Below are 16,788 nucleotides of genomic sequence, written 5' to 3' on the forward strand. Positions count from 1 at the left end.
GCGCGCTCGAGGAGGGCGAGTCGGGTCAGCGGCTCACCAGATGCTGCCGGCCTCGCCTCGGGCCTGGGCGAGCGCCTGCTGCCTGGCCCTGATCGTGCGCATCAGCAGACCGGTCAGCACCACGCCGCTCAGGACGGCGATGCCCAGCAGGATGAGGATGCCGGTCTCGAGCTCGACGAGCTTCAACACGAAGATCGCGAGCACGGCGAGCGCGAGCACCGACGCCTCAGCGAGCGCGAAGCGCGTGAACAGCTGCGTCTGGCGCTTCTGGAACTCGGCGTTGACGCGGGCCTCCCGGCCTGAGATCGAGGTGTCGTGGTCAGCATCCATGCCGAGAAGCGTCGCATGAAGGCGACCGAGTGGCCGGGAACAGCGTCGCGGCGGCTCGCTTCTGAAGGACGTTCGACGTTCTGAAGGATGCTGAGGCATTCAGCATCCTTCAGAAGCGGAATCCGCCTTCATAAGGCGGGGCGCCGGGCACGCAGCGGCGCTGCTCAGGCGATCGGATCGCCCTGCACGGGTCCTTCGGTGTTGGGCTTCCAGCCCAAGGCGGGCGCGACGTGCTCGGCGAAGGCCTGCAGCACGTGCAGGTTGTACTCCGGGCCCAGCTGGTTCGGGATGGTGAGCATGAGCGTGTCGGCGGCCATCACAGCCTCGTCAGCCCGGAGCTGCTCGATCAGCACGTCCGGCTCGGCCGCGTAGGTCTTGCCGAACGTGGAGCGCATGCCGTCGATGATGCCGATCTGGTCGTTCGACTCCTCCGACCGCAGGCCGAAGTAGGCGCGGTCCTTGTCGCTGACCAGCGGGAAGACGCTGCGGCTGACCGAGACGCGCGGGCTGCCGGTGTGCCCGGCCTCCTTGTACGCGGCGCGGAAGAGGTCGATCTGCTCGCGCTGCAGCTCGTGGAACGGCTGGCCGGTCGCCTCGGTCAGGAGCGTGGAGCTCATCATGTTCAGGCCCATGCGACCGGTGGTCTCAGCCGTCGCGCGGGATCCGGCGCCCCACCAGATGTGGTCGCGCAGCGTCGGCGAGTGCGGTTCGATCGCCAGGTAGTGGCCGGCACCGACCATGCGCGGATCGCCGGGGGCGATCAGTTCGCCGTCGATCGCGCGCAGGAACAGCTCGAACTTCTCGCGGGCCATCACGCTGCCGCGCTCCGGGTCCTCCGGGTCGTGGAATCCGAACACCTCGTAGCCGCGCATGGCGGTCTCGGGTGACCCGCGGCTCACGCCGAGCGCGATGCGGCCGTCGGCGATGTAGTCGAGCGCCGCCGCCTCCTCGGCGAACTGGAACGGGTTCTCGTAGCGCATGTCGATCACGCCGGTGCCGACCTCGATGCGCTCGGTGCGCGCGGCCATGGCGGTCAGCAGGGGGATCGGGGATGCCGCCTGCCGGGCCCAGTGGTGCACGCGCACGTATGCGCCGTTCACACCGAGCTCGTCCGCGCCCTCGGCGATCTCGATGGTCTGCTTGAGCATGTCGCCGGCAGTGCGCGTGACGGAGCCGGGCACGTCTGCGTAGTGCCCGAAGGAGAGGAACCCGAAAGCCTTCATGCTGCATGCAACCGCATATATCCTGCGGCTATTCCGCGGGCAGGAGCAGGCCGTCCTCGACGAGGCGGCGGATGCGGGGTTCGAGATCGGCCCAGAGATCGGTCAGCGGCACTTCGAAGATGTCCGCCAGCGCCTGCACGATCTGCATCACGGTGAGCTCGCCGTCGCAGGCGCCGACGAAACCGGCGAGCGCGGAGTCGACGCTGATCGTGCGGGCAAAACCGCCGCCCTGCCGCAGCTCGATCACACTCGGATCGTCGTTGCCCGGCATGTGATGGCGGGCCTCGGTGACATCGGATGCGACGACCAGGCGATCCGGGATCCCGTCGGCGAGCACGTCATGCGCGGCGAGACCCGCGCCCAGAGCCCGGCCCAGGTTCGAGACCGGCTGCGTGATGGTCTCGAAACGGCGGAGCGGAGCGGATCCCTCGACAGACGCAGGCGCCGAAGGTCGCCGCACCAGGATGTAGCCGAATCCGATGGCGGTCACACCGCGGGCCGCGAAGTCGTCGAGCCAGGCGGTGAGGAGCGGAGTGAAGCCGGAATCGCGCGGCAGCGTCCCGCCGTCGCGGATCCACAGCTCGGCGTACGAGAGCGGGCTGAGCTGCTCGCGCTGGATCACCCAGGCGTCCAGCTCCTCGCCGATCCAGGAGCGCACCCGCTCGAGGCCGTCCTCGCCGTCGCGCGACTCCCAGTTGCCGAGCAGTTGCGCCACGCCACCCGGCGTGAGGTGAGCGGGCGCGGTCTGCAGGAACTGCTGGACGAGCGCATCGCCGACCAGCCCGCCGTCACGGTACTCGTACTCCGGAACCCCGGACACGCGCGGCGTGATGACGAACGGCGGGTTGGAGACGATCAGATCGAACGCCTCCCCCGCCACCGGCTCGAACATGCTGCCCAGGCGCAGCTCCACGTTGCGCACGCCGTTCAGCTGCGCGTTCAGCTCGGCATACGCCAGAGCCCGCGCCGAGATGTCGGTCGCCACGACGTGCTGCGCACGCCGTGACACCAGCAGAGCCTGGATGCCGCATCCGGTGCCGAGGTCCAGGGCGCGCTCCACCGGCGTGGGGATGACGAGCTCCGCCAGCGTGCGGGAAGCCCCGCCCACGCCGAGCACGTGGTCGGCGGGAAGCGAGGTGCCCAGGGCGATCTCGTCGAGGTCACTCGCGATCCACCACTCGCCGACACCGTCGGCATCCACGAACGACTGCGGACGGATGACGGCGAGCGGTCGCACATCGGCACCATCGGCCACTGCCAGTCCCAGGGCTTCGAGCCCGTCGACGCCCACGCGCGGCACCGCCCATTCGACGGCGGCGTGCGGCTGCGGCATCCCGAGCACCCACAGCCTGCCCAGCGTCGCCAGCGGATCGTCGCGATCGGCAATGGCGCGCAGGATCGGCTCGCGCAGTCCGCGGGCCAGCGCGTCATCGGCCTCCTCGCCCCACAGCCGTCGCAGGGGTTCGGAGCGGAAGTCGGCGGCGTCCAGATCGGCGGCGAGCGCCTGCGCGAGAACGAGGTCGGGGCGGGGGTGGGCACGATCCGGCACGGCCGTCACTCTACGCGCCTTCAGGGTTCACCGCGGCGCGCTGGCTAGAATCGGGGCGTCGCCTGCGCCGGTCTCCCGGCCCCGTCGACCCGACACCATGACCGCGAACTCCCCCCGCAACGGCTCCCACCCGCGCGCGCGTAGGCTGCTGAGCCGACTCGCCGCGGTGCTCGTCGTCGCCGGGATCGCACTGGGCGGCAGCGCGCCGGCATCCGCTGCGACCGATGAACCCAAGGCATCCGCCGACGAGGTGGTCGCGCTGGGCATCTCCACCGGTTCCGGCGCCCGGGTGGAGCCGAACGGGCCCCTGGTGAGCACGATCACGATCGCGAACAGCACCGACGACGCCCTGAGCGCCGGCTCGGTCGACCTCGAGGTCAACCCGACTCCGCTCGGAGACGCCGCCGCCCTGGACTCGTGGCTCGACGACGGCAGCGCCGCAGGCGACTTCCGCACTGTGGCCACCGAACCGTCACCGCCCGTCGCGGCGGGCGACAGCATCGACGTCGGCAGCGTCGCGGATGCCGCGGAGCTGGGCGCCCTGGCGCCCGGTGTCTACGCGGTGCGGGCGCGGCTCACCGGAGCGACCACGAACGATCCCGAGGCCACGGCGTGGACCCTGACCGCCACCTCCGTGCTCGTCATCGCCCCGGCGAACACGCAGAGCGTCGGGATCGTCGTGCCGATCACCGCCACTCCCGACGACGGCGTCCTGCTGAGCGCCGACGAGCTGGCCGAGCTGACCGCGCCGAACGGGATGCTGTCCGGCCAGATCGACGCGGTCACCGACACCCCGGCGATCCTCGCCGTCGACCCCGCGATTCCGGCCGCCATCCGGATGCTGGGGACCAGCGCCCCGGCCTCCGCGATCGCCTGGCTGCAGCGGCTGGAGCGGCTTCCCAACGACAAGTTCGCGCTGCAGCTGGGCGACGCCGACCCCGCCACCCAGGCACATGCCGGTCAGAAGTCCCTCCTCACGGCGCCGGATCTCACGCCCCTCCTGCAGACCGCGGACTTCCCGACCAGCACCTCCGCCCCGACCGCGCCGAGCACGGCGACCCCGACCCCGGCACTGCCCGACAACGCCGCGCTGATGGCCGTCGCGGGATCGCAGCCCGGCATCCTGTGGCCCCGAGGCGACCTCACCTCGTCCGACCTCGCGACCTTCGACGGGTACCTGGGCGCTCCGGGGACCACGATCGTCCCCTCCACCTCGTTCGAGGGAAACCCGGGCGCGCACGCGGTGGTGGACGGCCACAGCGTGCTGGTGACGGACGCCGCGGCCTCCGCTCGCCTCTCCACCGCCGCGACGAGCACCGACCCCATCGCGACGGACCGCGAGATCGCCGCCGCCGCCGGGCACCTCTTCTTCACGTCCCGCACCTCGCAGACCGTGCTCGTGGGCCTCGACCGCTCGCAGAAGCGCTCCCCCGTCGCACTGCGCGACGTGCTGAGCGCCTTCGCGTCTCCCGCCGTCGGCCTCGCCACGCTGCGCAACTCACCCCCGGCATCCGCCACTCTCCGGACGACGGCGGGAACCGTGCGCGCCGGCGCGCTTACCGCGATGCTGGCCGACGAGCAGCGGCTGCAGGCGTTCTCGTCGATCCTCGACATTCCGGCGCTGATGCTGGCCCCTGAGCGGATCCGGATGCTGAGGACGATCGCGGTCGGCCTCTCCGACGCCGCCTTCACGACGGCGACGACGGATCGCGCGAAGCACGTGCAGGATCTCCTGGGCACGGTGAGCATCCAGCGCCCGAAGCCCGTGCAGCTGATCGCCGCATCCGCACCGCTGCCCGTGTGGGTGCGCAACGATCTGCCCTGGAACGTGAACGTGTCGCTGCACAGCACGCCGTCCGATCCACGCCTGGACATCCAGGAGACCACCGAGATCGTTGCCGGCCGTGCCAGCAGCACGCGCGTGGACGTTCCCATCTCGGCCCGCGTCGCCAGCGGCGAGGTGAAAGTCGACTTCCGGCTCACCAGCCCCACCGGCGTCGCGATCGGCTCGGCGGAGACCGCCGATGTCACTCTGCGCGCCGACTGGGAGGCGATCGGACTCGGCATCCTCGGCGGCATCATCGGACTGCTGTTCGTGTTCGGCCTGATCCGCACCGTGCGTCGGCGCCGGGCCCGCGCGAGCATCGACGGGACAGGTTCGGAAGAGCATCCGGCGGACGAGCATCCGGCGGACGACACCCGTCCGGACGAGGCACCGACCTCGCCGACGAAGGAGAACGAATGAGCAGTCTCGGCCGCGCCAGCGCGATCCTCGGGGCCGGGACGCTGATCTCGCGCGTCACCGGTCTGGTGCGCACGATCGTGCTGCTCGCGGCGATCGGCTCCGTCGGGCGGGCCAGTGACGCCTTCAGCACCGCGAACCAGCTGCCGAACAACGTCTTCACGATCATCCAGACGGGCATCCTGACCGCCGTCATCATCCCGCAGATCGTGAAGTCCGCCAGCCACAAGGACGGCGGACAGGCGTTCATCTCCAAGCTGTTCACGCTCGGAACCGTCGTCTTCCTCGCCGCGACCGGTGTGGCCATGGTGCTCGCGCCGTGGCTGGTGTTCATGTACTCGAGCCAGTTCACTCCGGATCAGCTGGCCCTGGGCACGGCGTTCGCTTACTGGTGCCTGCCGCAGATCTTCTTCTACGGTCTCTACGCGCTCATCGGCGAGACGCTCAACGCCAAACGCGTGTTCGGCCCCTACACCTGGGCTCCGATCGCGAACAACGTGATCTCGATCATCGGCTTCATCGTCTTCATGATGCTGTTCGGCGACAACCGCAACCACGTCGAGATGTGGGATCCGACGATGATCGCCGTCATGGGCGGCACCGCCACCCTGGGCATCGCCGTGCAGGCGGCCCTGCTGCTGCTCGCCTGGCGCCGCACGGGGCTGCATCTGCGACCCGACTTCCGCTGGAAGGGCGTCGGGCTCGGCGAGGTCGGCAAGCTCGCCAGCTGGACGTTCATGATGGTCATCGCCGGTCAGCTGGCGGGCCTCGCCCAGTCGAACATCGTCTCCAAGGCATCCGGCGACCACCCGGCAGGGACGATCATGATGGCCGCCTGGCTGGTGTTCATGCTCCCCTACTCGATCTTCGCGGTCTCGATCGGAACGCCCTACTTCACGCAGATCGCCGAGCACACGGCCGAGGACCGGCATGACCAGGTGCGCGGCGACGTCGCCCGCAGCATCCGCGCGATCAGCCTGTTCATCGTCATCTCCGCGGTGGCGCTGGCCGTGGCATCCGTTCCCGCGACACGCATCTTCACCGAGAACGGCGCCTTCGCCGAGCAGGCTGCGCCCGTGCTGATCTGCTACCTCGTCGGCCTGCTGCCGCTCTCCCTGCTGTTCATCGTGCAGCGCACCTTCTACGCCTACGGCGACACCCGCACGCCGTTCTGGTTCACGATCGTCCAGTGCTCGCTGATCGTCGTCTCGGCGCTGGTGGCTCCGCTGCTCGTCCCGCTCAGCCAGCTCGCCGCCGCCGTCGCGCTCGGCCAGTCCCTGGCCGGGCTCGTGCAGACGATCATCGCCGTGGTGCTGCTGCGTCGCCGCCTGGGCGGCCTGGAGCTCCCCCGCGTCGCCCTGTCGCTGGGCCGCTTCGTGATCGCCGCCATCCCCGCCGGCTTCGCCGGATGGGGCGTCTACCTGCTGATCGGCGGCGCAGACGGCTGGGCCGTCGCCTCGACGGGCATGACCGGACGTCTGCTCGGCGCCGTCGGCACCGGAGTCGTCGGCGGTGTGGCGTTCGTGGTCTACCTCGTCGTGCTCTTCGTGCTGCGCGCCCCGGAGCTCAGCGTGGTGTCCGGACTGGTCAAGCGGTTCCTGCCGGCGCGCGCGTCGCGCTGATCGCCGCCCTGTTCTCCGCAGCGCCTCCCGCCGCTCCTGCCGCGCTCAGCGACAGGGAATGTCGCGCGGTTACCATGGGTTGAAGAGATCGTGGCGGTTTTTCCCGCGTGTCATCGCGCGCCCGCCGACAGAGGAGAGCACATGCGTCAGGTCATCATCATCGGCTCGGGTCCGGCCGGGTTCAGCGCCGCCATCTACGCGGCGCGCGCCAACCTGGAGCCGCTGCTGATCGCCAGCTCCGTCGAAGTGGGCGGCGAACTGACCAAGACCACCGACGTCGAGAACTTCCCGGGCTTCCCGGAAGGCATCCAGGGTCCCGACCTCATGGTCAAGCTGCAGGAGCAGGCCGAGAAGTTCGGCACCGAGGTCCTCTACGACGACGTCGTCTCGCTCGAGCTCGACGGCCCGGTCAAGAAGGTCACCCTGGGTACGGGCGCCGTGCACGAGGCATCCGCCGTCATCTATGCGACCGGATCCGCCTACCGCAAGCTGGGCATCGAGGGCGAGGAGCGCCTCTCCGGTCACGGCGTGTCCTGGTGCGCCACCTGCGACGGGTTCTTCTTCCGCGAGAAGGCGATCGCCGTCGTCGGCGGCGGCGACTCCGCCATGGAAGAAGCCACCTTCCTGACCCGGTTCGCGTCGAAGGTGTACGTCATCCACCGCAAGGACACGCTGCGCGCCTCGAAGATCATGCAGGAGCGTGCATTCGCGAACGACAAGATCGAGTTCATCTGGAACAGCGAGGTCGCCGAGATCCTCGGTGAGTTCGAGACGACCGGTGTGCGCCTGCGCTCCACGGTCGACGGGACCCTCAGCGAGCTGGACCTGCAGGGCGTGTTCGTCGCGATCGGCAACGACCCGCGCACCCACCTCGTCCACGACAAGCTCGAGCTCACCCCGGAGGGCACGATCTGGGTCGATGGTCGCTCGTCGCGCACCTCGGTGCCCGGCGTGTTCGCCGCAGGCGACGTGATCGACCCCACCTATCGTCAGGCTGCGACCGCCGCCGGATCGGGAGTCGTCGCCGCGCTGGACGTGGAGCACTTCCTCGCCGGTCTCGAAGACGCCTCCGTTCCGGTCGAAGCCATCGCCGGCTGAGCATCCGGAACACTTTTCCCGCATCCGGTGTTGCATCGGGTGACATCCAACTAAGGAGAATCATGACTGCCAAGGCAACCACCGAGGCGACCTGGGAGCAGGACGTGCTCCAGGCCGATGGCCCGGTCCTCGTCGACTTCTGGGCTGCGTGGTGCGGTCCGTGTCGCATGGTCGCGCCGGTGCTCGACGAGATCCAGGCCGAGCACCCCGAGAAGATCACCATCCTCAAGCTGAACGTCGACGAGAACCCCAACCTCGCGATGCAGTACCAGATCACCTCGATCCCCGCGATGAAGGTGTTCCAGGGTGGCGAGGTCAAGACCACGATCATCGGCGCCAAGCCGAAGTTCGCCCTCGAGCAGGATCTCGCCGCGTTCATCGGCTGATCCTTCGACCGGCTCAGCAGCCCATCTGCTGAAGCGAGCCCGTCACCCTTCGGGGTGGCGGGCTTCTTCGTTTCCGGATGCGTGCGATTGCTTGTCGTGGACGTTCACTGCGGGCAGACCCCGGGCGGCCCGCGCGCGGTCCATGATCTCCTGGATGACCGCCGTCTTCGCGTCGTTGTAGTTGCGGCGCCCCGTGGCTCTGCGGGCAGCCTCCTGTTTCGCATGCTGATACCGGGCGGCATCGTCCGGGTGCGTCCGCAGCCAGTCCCGCAGTACGCGCTGATGCGCGTTCGGCCACTGCTCCGGCGCGAAGAAGTGCGCGATCCTGAGGCGTGCGCCGCCCTGTTCGAAGAGCATCACGACATGCGTCCGCACCCCGCTGCCGACACGCCAACCGCCCCGCTCCAGCCCCTGCCGGTGATGGTCGAGATCACCCTGATCCACGAGACGGACGGCGATGTCGATGACGGGCTTCGCCATCATCCCCGGGACGGCGGTGGAACCGATGTGCTCGATCGTCCATGCCGGGTTGCCGGCGGAGCGCAGCGCTTCAGCCGCGTCATCGAACAGACGGGGCCAATCCGAGTCGTACTCCACCAGCATCTGCGCCTCCGACGACAGCGTATCCGGCGCCGTTCGGGGGTGCGGCGGGTGCCCGGATGCCCGTGTCAGGAGGCGTCGGCGATCGTGGGATCCCAACGGCGGTGACGCCTCTCCCCCAGCATCCCCCACACGGTCTTCGTCAGCTCCGGATATTCGAGTGCGATCTGCCGGAGCACGCGGTAGTGACGCGCGGAATTCGGCCGCACACCGTCGTTCGCCTTGATGTTCTCGGCGCGCAGCAGGAAGACGACCAGTTCGTCGATGCTCGGCAGGTCCTCCATGAACTCCCAGGGGTCCTCTCCCCCGCGCAGCCGCTCCTGGATGAGAACCGCGAGTTCGTCCGACGCTTCGGCGCGCAGCACCTCGAGGCTCGCGCGGCGCGGGATGGACTCGGTCATGACTTCCAGCCTACGCACGAGAGCGCGGCCGGAGGGCATCCGACCGCGCTCTCGTGGATTCCGCGTGTGTCAGCGCACTCCGACGGTCTCGGCACTCGTGATGCCGTGCAGCTGCTTGAACTCCAGCGCGTACGCGAGCTTGCCGGGCTTGGCGTCCTCATAGGGCTTGGAGAGCTTCCCGAACTCACCGCCCGTGGGCTTCTTTCCGTCGTTCCACTCCGTCAGGGCGCCGAGTTCGGATGCCGTGAGGCCGTTCGCGACCACGGCATCCGGCGCCAGGGCGGTCTGCGCGCGGGTCAGGCGTTCCACCGTGCTCAGGTAGCTGGCGCGGTCGTCGCGGTTCCAGCCGGCGAGATCGACCGCACCGGAGGTGCGCACCCAGTCCGCCCAGTAGAACTCCTGGAAGGGCACGGAACCGGATGCGTAGCCGATGTCGCGACCGAAGTAGAGCAGGCTGCGCAGTTCGTCGTCCTCGAAGTTGGCGAGACCGACCGAGGTCGGCAGCTGCTTGGGCGTGATCGCGACGCCCTCGGCGTCCTTCAGGTACGTCCAGCCGTTCTCCTGCATGGTGTTCCAGAACTGCTTCTGGCCGAGACCGGTGAGGTTGCCGAGCACGCGCAGGCGCACGTGTAGGTTCGGGCCGCCGTCGGCCAGCTCGTAGAACGACGTCAGAGTGTGGTGACCATCGGTGAGGTACAGCTTGCCGCCGGGACCGATCACCACCGTCTTCATCGGCGCGATGCTCTCCGTGGTCTCCTGGCCCACGGGGATCGTGCAGGTGAAGCTGGTGGGGTCGGCCAGGCGCGAGTTCGCGTCAGCGGTCGCGGCCTCGCCCTGCCCGTTCGCCTCGCACCAGTCGTCGAACTTCTTGTTGATCTTGTCCTTGCCCAGCGTGTACCGGCCGAGCTTGTAGTAGACCTCGTCGTAACCGAGGGAGGGCTGGGTGGGCAGCACGTCGCCGATGCGGACATCGAGCAGGTCACCGGGCTGCGCGCACATGTTGATGGCGGGCGTCCCCTTGGCGGGCGTCGGGCACTTCGGAGCTGCCTGCGCGGCGGGCGCAGCGAGCAACGACGCCGCAGCGAGCGTCACGATGGCTGCGACTCCAGCGGCGCGGCGCGTGGTCTTTCGGGAGTTGTCGGTCATGCGGCCACAGTGGCGGATCCCGGTGAACCCGCTGTGAACGCGGAGTGATCGACGCGAGATGTTTCACGTGAAACGGTGGCGACGCTCTCCGGTGATTGAGCGAGGAGCGCAGCGACGAGACGAAATGCCCCGATCTCCGAGGCAGGCGTTTCGTCTCGCTCCGCTCGCTCAACGACCGGGGGACCTGGTCAACGACAGAGGGCCTGGGATGTTTCACGTGAAACATCCCAGGCCCTGTACGAGAAGGTCAGCGCGAGCCGTACTCCTGCTCGCCGAGCTCCCCGAGAATGCGGTTCAGATCCTGAATGGATGCGAATTCGATCTTGACCTGGCCCTTACGTGCTCCCAGAGCGATCTGGACACGGGTGTTCAGTCGATCTCCAAGCTTCGCGGACACCTCATCCAGATAGGCGCGGCGCGCTCCCGCCTGCGGCTTCGACTTGCTTCCCGGCGCCGCGGGAAGGGCCTTCGCAGCCGCCTCCGTGGCACGCACGGACAGGTCCTCGTTCACCACCTTGTCGGCCAGGCGCTGCATCCGCTCGGGGTCCTCCACCGAGAGGATCGCGCGCGCGTGACCTGCCGACAGCACCCCGGCAGCGACGCGCTGCTGCACCGGAACCGGCAGGCGCAGCAGGCGGATCGTGTTGCTGATCTGCGGGCGGGATCGACCGATCCGCGTGGCCAGCTCTTCCTGCGTGATGCCGAAGTCCTCGAGCAGCTGCTGGTAGGCGGATGCCTCTTCCAGGGGGTTCAGCTCTGAACGGTGCAGGTTCTCGAGCAGCGCGTCGCGCAGCAGGTCCTCGTCGGCGGTCTCACGAACGATCGCGGGGATCTCGGTGAGGCCGGCCTCGCGAGCGGCGCGCGTGCGCCGCTCCCCCATGATCAGCTCGTAGTCACCGTCGGAGTTCTTGCGCACGACCACCGGCTGCAGCACGCCGAACTCCCGAACGCTGTGCACGAGTTCCGCGAGGTGGTCCTCGTCGAAGTGCGTGCGCGGCTGACGCGGGTTGGGGACGATGCTGTTCGGGTCGACCTGGATGAGCCGGATGCCGGGAATCTCAGGAAGATCGGCTTCGGCGGCCACGGGTGCCGAGTCAGCATCCGTCTTCGGCTTGGGAGCCCCGGGGAAGAACACATCCACGGGACGCTCGGCCTGATCCGCGGTGGGAATGAGGGCTCCGATCCCCCGACCGAGTCCGGTGCGCTTGGCGGCCATCACTGCTCCTTGTTCTGCGAGGACCGTTCGCCTCGCTGTGCGATCTCGACTGCTGCTTCCCTGTAGGCGACGGCGCCGGCTGACGTGCCGTCATACGCGATCACGGTCTGGCCGAAGCTCGGGGCCTCGGACACGCGGACCGAACGCGGGATGACGGCGTCGAGAACCTGCTGCGGGAAGTGGTTGCGGACCTCGTCCGCGACCTGCTGCGACAGGCGCGTGCGCGCGTCGAACATCGTGAGCAGGATCGTGGAGAGGTGGAGTTCTGGGTTGAGGTGCTTCTGGATCATCTGGATGTTCCCCAGCAGTTGACTCAGGCCCTCGAGTGCGTAGTACTCGGCCTGAATCGGAATCAGAACCTCCGTCGCGGCCGTGAAGGCGTTGATCGTGAGCAGGCCCAGCGACGGCGGGCAGTCGATGATCACGACGTCCATGTGGTTGTGGTCGAGATAGGTCTTCAGCGCGCGACGCAGCCGGAACTCTCGCGCGACCTGCGAGACGAGCTCGATCTCGGCGCCGGCGAGGTGGATCGTGCTGGGCGCGCAGTAGAGGTTCTCGGACTCCGGGCTCGGCTGCACGATCTCCGCGAACGGAAGATCGTTGATCAGCACGTCGTAGATGCTCGAGGTGTCTGCCGTGTGCGGGATGCTGAGCGCTGTGGATGCGTTCCCCTGCGGATCGAGGTCGATCACGAGGACCTTCGCGCCGAGCTCAGCAAGAGCGGATGCCAGGTTCACCGTCGACGTCGTCTTTCCGACGCCGCCCTTCTGGTTGGAGACCGTGAAGATGCGGGTCTGACCCGAGAAGGTGACATTGACCTCACGCAGGGCCTTGCGTCGGCTGGACAGATCAGCGAGTTCCCGAGCAAGCGGGGTATCCATCCCGAAATCGTGGCTCGGCGATGCGTTGTCGGATGGTTTCACGTGAAACATCGACTCCTTTCGGGACCGTCTACCACTCTAATCGACGGAGCGGACAGCCATTGAGCGAGGCATCGAGGGCATGGTCCGTTTCGGCACGCTGCGCTCGCTTAACGACTGGGGGCATGAAGGGCGCGCTCCCGCACACTCCAGCCCTTGATCGCATCGAAGCCGCCCTCGATGAAAGCCTGCCGCTTCGCGTGGCTCCAGCCCTGGATGCGCTTCTCCAGGCCGAATGCCTCATCGATCCGCTCGAATTCTGCGAACCAGACCAGATCCACCGGAAGTCGGCAGGTCGTGTAGTCACTCCCCAGACCCTGCGCGTGAGATGCGAGTCGAGCGTCGAGGTCGATTGTACTGCCGACGTAGAACGAGTCGTCAGCACAGCAGAGGATATATATGTGTAACCGGTTATGAGGAGACGGTACTGAGCGACGTCGACGCTTGCGGATTTCGATCTCGGTGACTGTGGATGTTTCACGTGAAACATCCTTCTGTGGAGGGCAGTAGGTTCGACTCCTCTCCGCCGGTCATTGAGCGACGAGCGAAGCGAGGAGACGAAATGCCCGAGGACCTGAGCGTTTCGTCTCGCTTCGCTCGCTCAACGACCGGGGACCGGGCGCAGCGTTTCACGTGAAACATCACGCTCGTCACACTCGGTCGACGACCGGGGACTCCCCCTCAGCGCACCCGCGCACGGAAGACGCGAGTCGTCTCGCCGAGGATACCTTCGCCGAGGACCTCGACTGAGATGTCCGTCACCTTGTGCTTCTTCAGCGCCTTCTGCGCGGCCGTGATCTCGGCATCCACGTTGTGTCCCTTGAGGAAGATCAGCTCACCACCGTCCTTCGCCAGCGGGGCCGTGATCGGGACCAGCGTGCGCAACGCGCTCACCGCGCGGGCCGTCACCACGTCGAATTCGAGCCCGACATCTTCAGCGCGAGCTCGCATTACCCGCACGTTCGGGAGCTCCAGCGAGTCCACCTGCTCGTTCAGCCAGGCCACGCGGCGTTCCATCGGCTCGATGAGTGTCCACTCCACGTCCGGGCGCGCGATGGCGAGGACCAGTCCCGGCAGACCGGCTCCGGATCCGACATCCGCCACCGAACCATGGAACAGCGGCGCTGCGATCGCCGAGTTCAGCACGTGCCGGGTCCAGAGCCGGGGCAGTTCCAGCGGACCGATCAGTCCGCGCAGCTCCCCCTCGGCGGCCAGGGATGCCGTGAACCGGCGCGCGACATCGATGCGGTCACCGAAGATCTCCCCCGCGGCAGCGGGTTCTGATTCCAGCTGCGACTCGGTCATGCGGTGGGCTCCTTCGAGGGATGTGCGTTTCGACGCGAGTCGCTCACTCAACGATCGCGTAACCCGTGATGTTTCACGTGAAACATCACGGGAGGAGAGTCAGCCGCGGGAGATCACCGTGTGGCGATCAGCGCCCTCGCCATACGATTCCGAGACCAGCCCACGCTCGGACACGATGTCGTGCACGAGCTTGCGCTCATAGGAGGACATCGCGGGAAGGGATGCCTGCGAAGCACCGTCGTCGAGCTTGGCGACCGCAGCGTTCACGAGTCCTTCGAGCTGCCGGCGACGTGTGTCACGCGAACCGCCGATGTCGAGGATCATGCGCGAGAACGAGCCCGTCTTGCTCTGCACCGCGAGGCGCGTCAGCTCCTGCAGGGCCTGCACGGTCTCGGGCTCAGACAGCAGCGACAGTGCGTCACCCTCCGCCTCGACCGACACATAGGCGCGACCCTGGCGCACATCGAGGTTCAGGTCGCCGTCGATGTCGGCGATGTCGAGCAGCTCCTCGAGGAAGTCGGCTGCGATGTCGCCTTCCTGCTCGAGCTCCTCGATCGTCGACTCGGCCGAGGACTTCAGTTCATCCGTCGTCATCAGTTCGACCCCTTCTTCTTCGCACGCTTCTTGCTCATGGGCTGCTCCCGCTTCGGAGCCTGCTCCTTGGCGCGCTCGGCCTCCTCGAGCAGACGCTGCTGCTCAGCCTCGTACACCGCGACCGGAACGATCTTGCCCTCCGCGTTGATCGCCTTGCCGCGACGGGCCAGGCGCTCCTCACGTGCGCGTGCGGCGTCCGATCCGGGCGTCGGCATCTCGCGGATGACCAGGAACTGCTGACCCATGGTCCACAGGTTGGAGACGAACCAGTAGAGCACCACGCCGAGCGGGAAGAAGACGCCCGAGAAGATGAAGCCCAGCGGCAGCACGTAGAGCATGATCTTCTGCATCTGGTACGCCTGGCCGGTCTTGGCCTCGGGCGACAGGTTCTTCGAGATGATCTGCAGCTGCGTGTAGAACTGCGACACGATCATGAGGATCACGAGCACGACGAGGATCGTGACCGTGACCTCCCAGCCCACCGGGTGGGTCTTGATCGCCGTGATCAGGTCGATGTGCAGCGGGGCGACGCCGAACAGGGTCGCGTCGTAGAACTGCTTGGTGAGGTCGGCGTGCAGCAGACCGACACCGCCGATGCCGTGCTTGGCGTGGTCGCCGACATCGCGCAGCGTGTAGAACATGCCGAGCAGGAAGGGCATCTGCACGAGCATCGGAAGACACGACGACACCGGGGTCGTGCCGTGCTTCTTGTACAGCGCCATCGTCTCGCGGCTCATCGCCTCACGAGAGAGCTGGTCGCGCTTGCCCTTGTACTTCTCCTGCACCTTCTTCAGCTGCGGGGCGATCTCCATCATCTTGCGCTGGCTCTTGATCTGCTTCACGAACAGCGGGAAGACCGCCGCGCGAATCACGATCACGAGACCGACGATGGACAACACCCAGGTCAGTCCAGCATTCGGCGCCATCCCGAATGCAGTGAAGAGCCAGTGCCAGGCGACCAGGATCGCCTCGACGATCCACTTGAACGGCCACAGCAGGAGGCTGAACAGATCGAAACCACCCCCGTTGCCGGCGGCCGGGCTGGGGGTGCTTGCGAGCAGAAGGTCAAGACCCACTGTTCAGTCCTTTCGAGCGGGTACGACGAATCCGTGCGGAGTCAGTTCGTAGTGGAAATGAGCATGCGGGCGCACGTCGTCGACGCCGCCCTTGCTCCACGGATTGCAGCGCAGGATGCGCCAGGCCGACAGGATCGTCCCCCACACCGCGCCGTGCTGCTGCACCGCACCTACAGCGTAAGCGGAACAGGACGGGTAATACCTGCACACATCCCCGTACAGCGGCGAGATCACCGCTCGGTAGACGACGAGGAACGCGAGGACCGCGTTCCTCGGCAGGACGAGGATCCCGCGGATCAGATCGGATGCCCGGAACCGCGCCGTTCCGAAAGCGTAGGACGGGAGCGCGCTCATGCCCGCACCGGCCCGGCCACGAGCCGATTGAGACAGCGTGCCACGTCGCTCCGCAGGTCGGCGAAGTCGGCGGATGCGGATGCGGGAAGGGCACGGATGACGACATCCGTGCCCTCGGGGACCGTGTCGAGGAACTCGGCGCACACCGCTTTCAGGCGGCGGCGAACGGTGTTCCGAACCACAGCGGTTCCTACCTGCTTGCTGATGATGAACCCGAACCGAGGTGCACGGTCGTCGGACGCCGGCAGAACCGAGGTCACCAGACGTGGCCCACCGCATCGCGTGCCGCGGCGGACCACCTGTCGGTAGTCGACGCCACGCGTCAGGCGATTCGGCCGGGCGAGCACGGCAGGTCCGGGTGAGCGGGCTTACGCCGAGAGCTCAGCACGGCCCTTCGAGCGGCGTGCCGAAAGGATGGCGCGGCCGGCGCGGGTGCGCATGCGGGCACGGAAGCCGTGCTTCTTGGCGCGACGGCGGTTGTTGGGCTGGAAGGTGCGCTTGCTCATGGAATCACTCCGGGAATGGTGTCACCGGGCTTTTTCATCCGGAGACAGGGGGTACTGCCAAAAGGCATAAGTCAACCGATTAAGGGTACGACCTGCCGCCGCGCAGGGCAAATCCACCGCCGGATGCCTCGATGCCGCCCGTCAGTTGCGCACACCCATTATCCACAACTGTGGAGACCGCGCCGGATCGCGACACACCCTCGTGTTTCCGCGGGCGGCT

The 16,788-nt window shown here is 67.6% G+C and carries 19 protein-coding genes; 4 read left to right on the forward strand and 15 right to left on the reverse strand.

Features of this window, described 5'->3' with window-relative positions; translation table 11 throughout:
• Window positions 1-33: 33 nt before the first annotated feature.
• The 3 genes from MIAR_RS02560 to MIAR_RS02570 form a co-directional block, all read right to left on the reverse strand.
• Window positions 34-330, reverse strand: a complete 297-nt coding sequence (locus tag MIAR_RS02560; protein ID WP_285630822.1) for a hypothetical protein — start codon at window positions 328-330, stop codon at window positions 34-36.
• Between the two features lie 164 nt (window positions 331-494).
• On the reverse strand, window positions 495-1,553 hold the full coding sequence (locus tag MIAR_RS02565) for an LLM class flavin-dependent oxidoreductase (protein ID WP_285630825.1): 1,059 nt from the start codon (window positions 1,551-1,553) through the stop codon (window positions 495-497).
• 28 nt (window positions 1,554-1,581) lie between these two features.
• Entirely contained in the window at window positions 1,582-3,111 is a 1,530-nt protein-coding gene (locus MIAR_RS02570) for a DUF7059 domain-containing protein (RefSeq protein WP_285630828.1), read from the reverse strand.
• 88 nt (window positions 3,112-3,199) lie between these two features.
• Between MIAR_RS02570 and MIAR_RS02575 the strand changes: the two genes are divergently transcribed.
• The 4 genes from MIAR_RS02575 (at window position 3,200) to trxA (ending at window position 8,450) form a co-directional block, all read left to right on the forward strand.
• Window positions 3,200-5,347, forward strand: a complete 2,148-nt coding sequence (locus tag MIAR_RS02575; protein ID WP_285630831.1) for a DUF6049 family protein — start codon at window positions 3,200-3,202, stop codon at window positions 5,345-5,347.
• Window positions 5,344-6,966 (forward strand): murein biosynthesis integral membrane protein MurJ, encoded by a 1,623-nt coding sequence (murJ, locus tag MIAR_RS02580; RefSeq protein ID WP_285630835.1) that lies wholly within the window; start codon window positions 5,344-5,346, stop codon window positions 6,964-6,966. The genes MIAR_RS02575 and murJ overlap by 4 nt, the downstream gene beginning before the upstream one ends.
• A 141-nt stretch (window positions 6,967-7,107) precedes the next feature.
• Complete coding sequence (gene trxB / locus MIAR_RS02585; RefSeq protein WP_285630837.1) at window positions 7,108-8,064, forward strand: thioredoxin-disulfide reductase; 957 nt, start codon at window positions 7,108-7,110, stop codon at window positions 8,062-8,064.
• Between the two features lie 62 nt (window positions 8,065-8,126).
• Window positions 8,127-8,450: a thioredoxin gene (gene trxA, locus MIAR_RS02590; protein ID WP_285630841.1), complete on the forward strand. Its 324-nt coding sequence runs from the start codon at window positions 8,127-8,129 to the stop codon at window positions 8,448-8,450.
• Between the two features lie 42 nt (window positions 8,451-8,492).
• Here trxA and MIAR_RS02595 read toward each other — a convergent pair whose 3' ends face one another.
• From MIAR_RS02595 to rpmH, 12 genes are all read right to left on the reverse strand, one after another.
• Entirely contained in the window at window positions 8,493-9,053 is a 561-nt protein-coding gene (locus MIAR_RS02595; protein WP_285630844.1) for a GrpB family protein, read from the reverse strand.
• A 65-nt stretch (window positions 9,054-9,118) separates the two neighbouring features.
• Window positions 9,119-9,451 (reverse strand): tryptophan synthase subunit alpha, encoded by a 333-nt coding sequence (locus MIAR_RS02600; protein ID WP_285630847.1) that lies wholly within the window; start codon window positions 9,449-9,451, stop codon window positions 9,119-9,121.
• Between the two features lie 69 nt (window positions 9,452-9,520).
• Complete coding sequence (locus tag MIAR_RS02605; RefSeq protein WP_285630849.1) at window positions 9,521-10,597, reverse strand: ParB/Srx family N-terminal domain-containing protein; 1,077 nt, start codon at window positions 10,595-10,597, stop codon at window positions 9,521-9,523.
• 247 nt (window positions 10,598-10,844) lie between these two features.
• Window positions 10,845-11,813 (reverse strand): ParB/RepB/Spo0J family partition protein, encoded by a 969-nt coding sequence (locus tag MIAR_RS02610; RefSeq protein WP_285630852.1) that lies wholly within the window; start codon window positions 11,811-11,813, stop codon window positions 10,845-10,847.
• Complete coding sequence (locus tag MIAR_RS02615; protein WP_285630855.1) at window positions 11,813-12,694, reverse strand: ParA family protein; 882 nt, start codon at window positions 12,692-12,694, stop codon at window positions 11,813-11,815. Before MIAR_RS02615 ends, MIAR_RS02610 begins: the two co-directional genes overlap by 1 nt.
• 149 nt (window positions 12,695-12,843) lie before the next feature.
• Window positions 12,844-13,191, reverse strand: coding sequence for a GIY-YIG nuclease family protein (locus MIAR_RS02620; protein ID WP_344289800.1), 348 nt, complete (start codon window positions 13,189-13,191; stop codon window positions 12,844-12,846).
• 223 nt (window positions 13,192-13,414) lie between these two features.
• Window positions 13,415-14,038 carry a 16S rRNA (guanine(527)-N(7))-methyltransferase RsmG gene (rsmG, locus tag MIAR_RS02625; protein ID WP_285630858.1) on the reverse strand — a complete coding sequence of 208 codons (624 nt, stop codon included), beginning with the start codon at window positions 14,036-14,038 and terminating at the stop codon, window positions 13,415-13,417.
• Window positions 14,039-14,137: 99 nt separating this feature from the next.
• Window positions 14,138-14,632, reverse strand: a complete 495-nt coding sequence (locus tag MIAR_RS02630) for a Jag family protein (protein WP_285630861.1) — start codon at window positions 14,630-14,632, stop codon at window positions 14,138-14,140.
• Window positions 14,632-15,708, reverse strand: coding sequence for a membrane protein insertase YidC (yidC, locus tag MIAR_RS02635; protein WP_285630863.1), 1,077 nt, complete (start codon window positions 15,706-15,708; stop codon window positions 14,632-14,634). Before yidC ends, MIAR_RS02630 begins: the two co-directional genes overlap by 1 nt.
• Window positions 15,709-15,711: 3 nt before the next feature.
• Window positions 15,712-16,062: a membrane protein insertion efficiency factor YidD gene (gene yidD / locus MIAR_RS02640; RefSeq protein ID WP_285630866.1), complete on the reverse strand. Its 351-nt coding sequence runs from the start codon at window positions 16,060-16,062 to the stop codon at window positions 15,712-15,714.
• Window positions 16,059-16,409, reverse strand: coding sequence for a ribonuclease P protein component (gene rnpA, locus MIAR_RS02645; RefSeq protein WP_285630869.1), 351 nt, complete (start codon window positions 16,407-16,409; stop codon window positions 16,059-16,061). Before rnpA ends, yidD begins: the two co-directional genes overlap by 4 nt.
• 21 nt (window positions 16,410-16,430) lie before the next feature.
• Window positions 16,431-16,568, reverse strand: coding sequence for a 50S ribosomal protein L34 (rpmH, locus tag MIAR_RS02650; protein ID WP_045250217.1), 138 nt, complete (start codon window positions 16,566-16,568; stop codon window positions 16,431-16,433).
• Between the last annotated feature and the right edge of the window lie 220 nt (window positions 16,569-16,788).

Origin of the sequence: Microbacterium arabinogalactanolyticum (assembly GCF_030268005.1) — a bacterium.
Taxonomy (GTDB): domain Bacteria; phylum Actinomycetota; class Actinomycetes; order Actinomycetales; family Microbacteriaceae; genus Microbacterium; species Microbacterium arabinogalactanolyticum.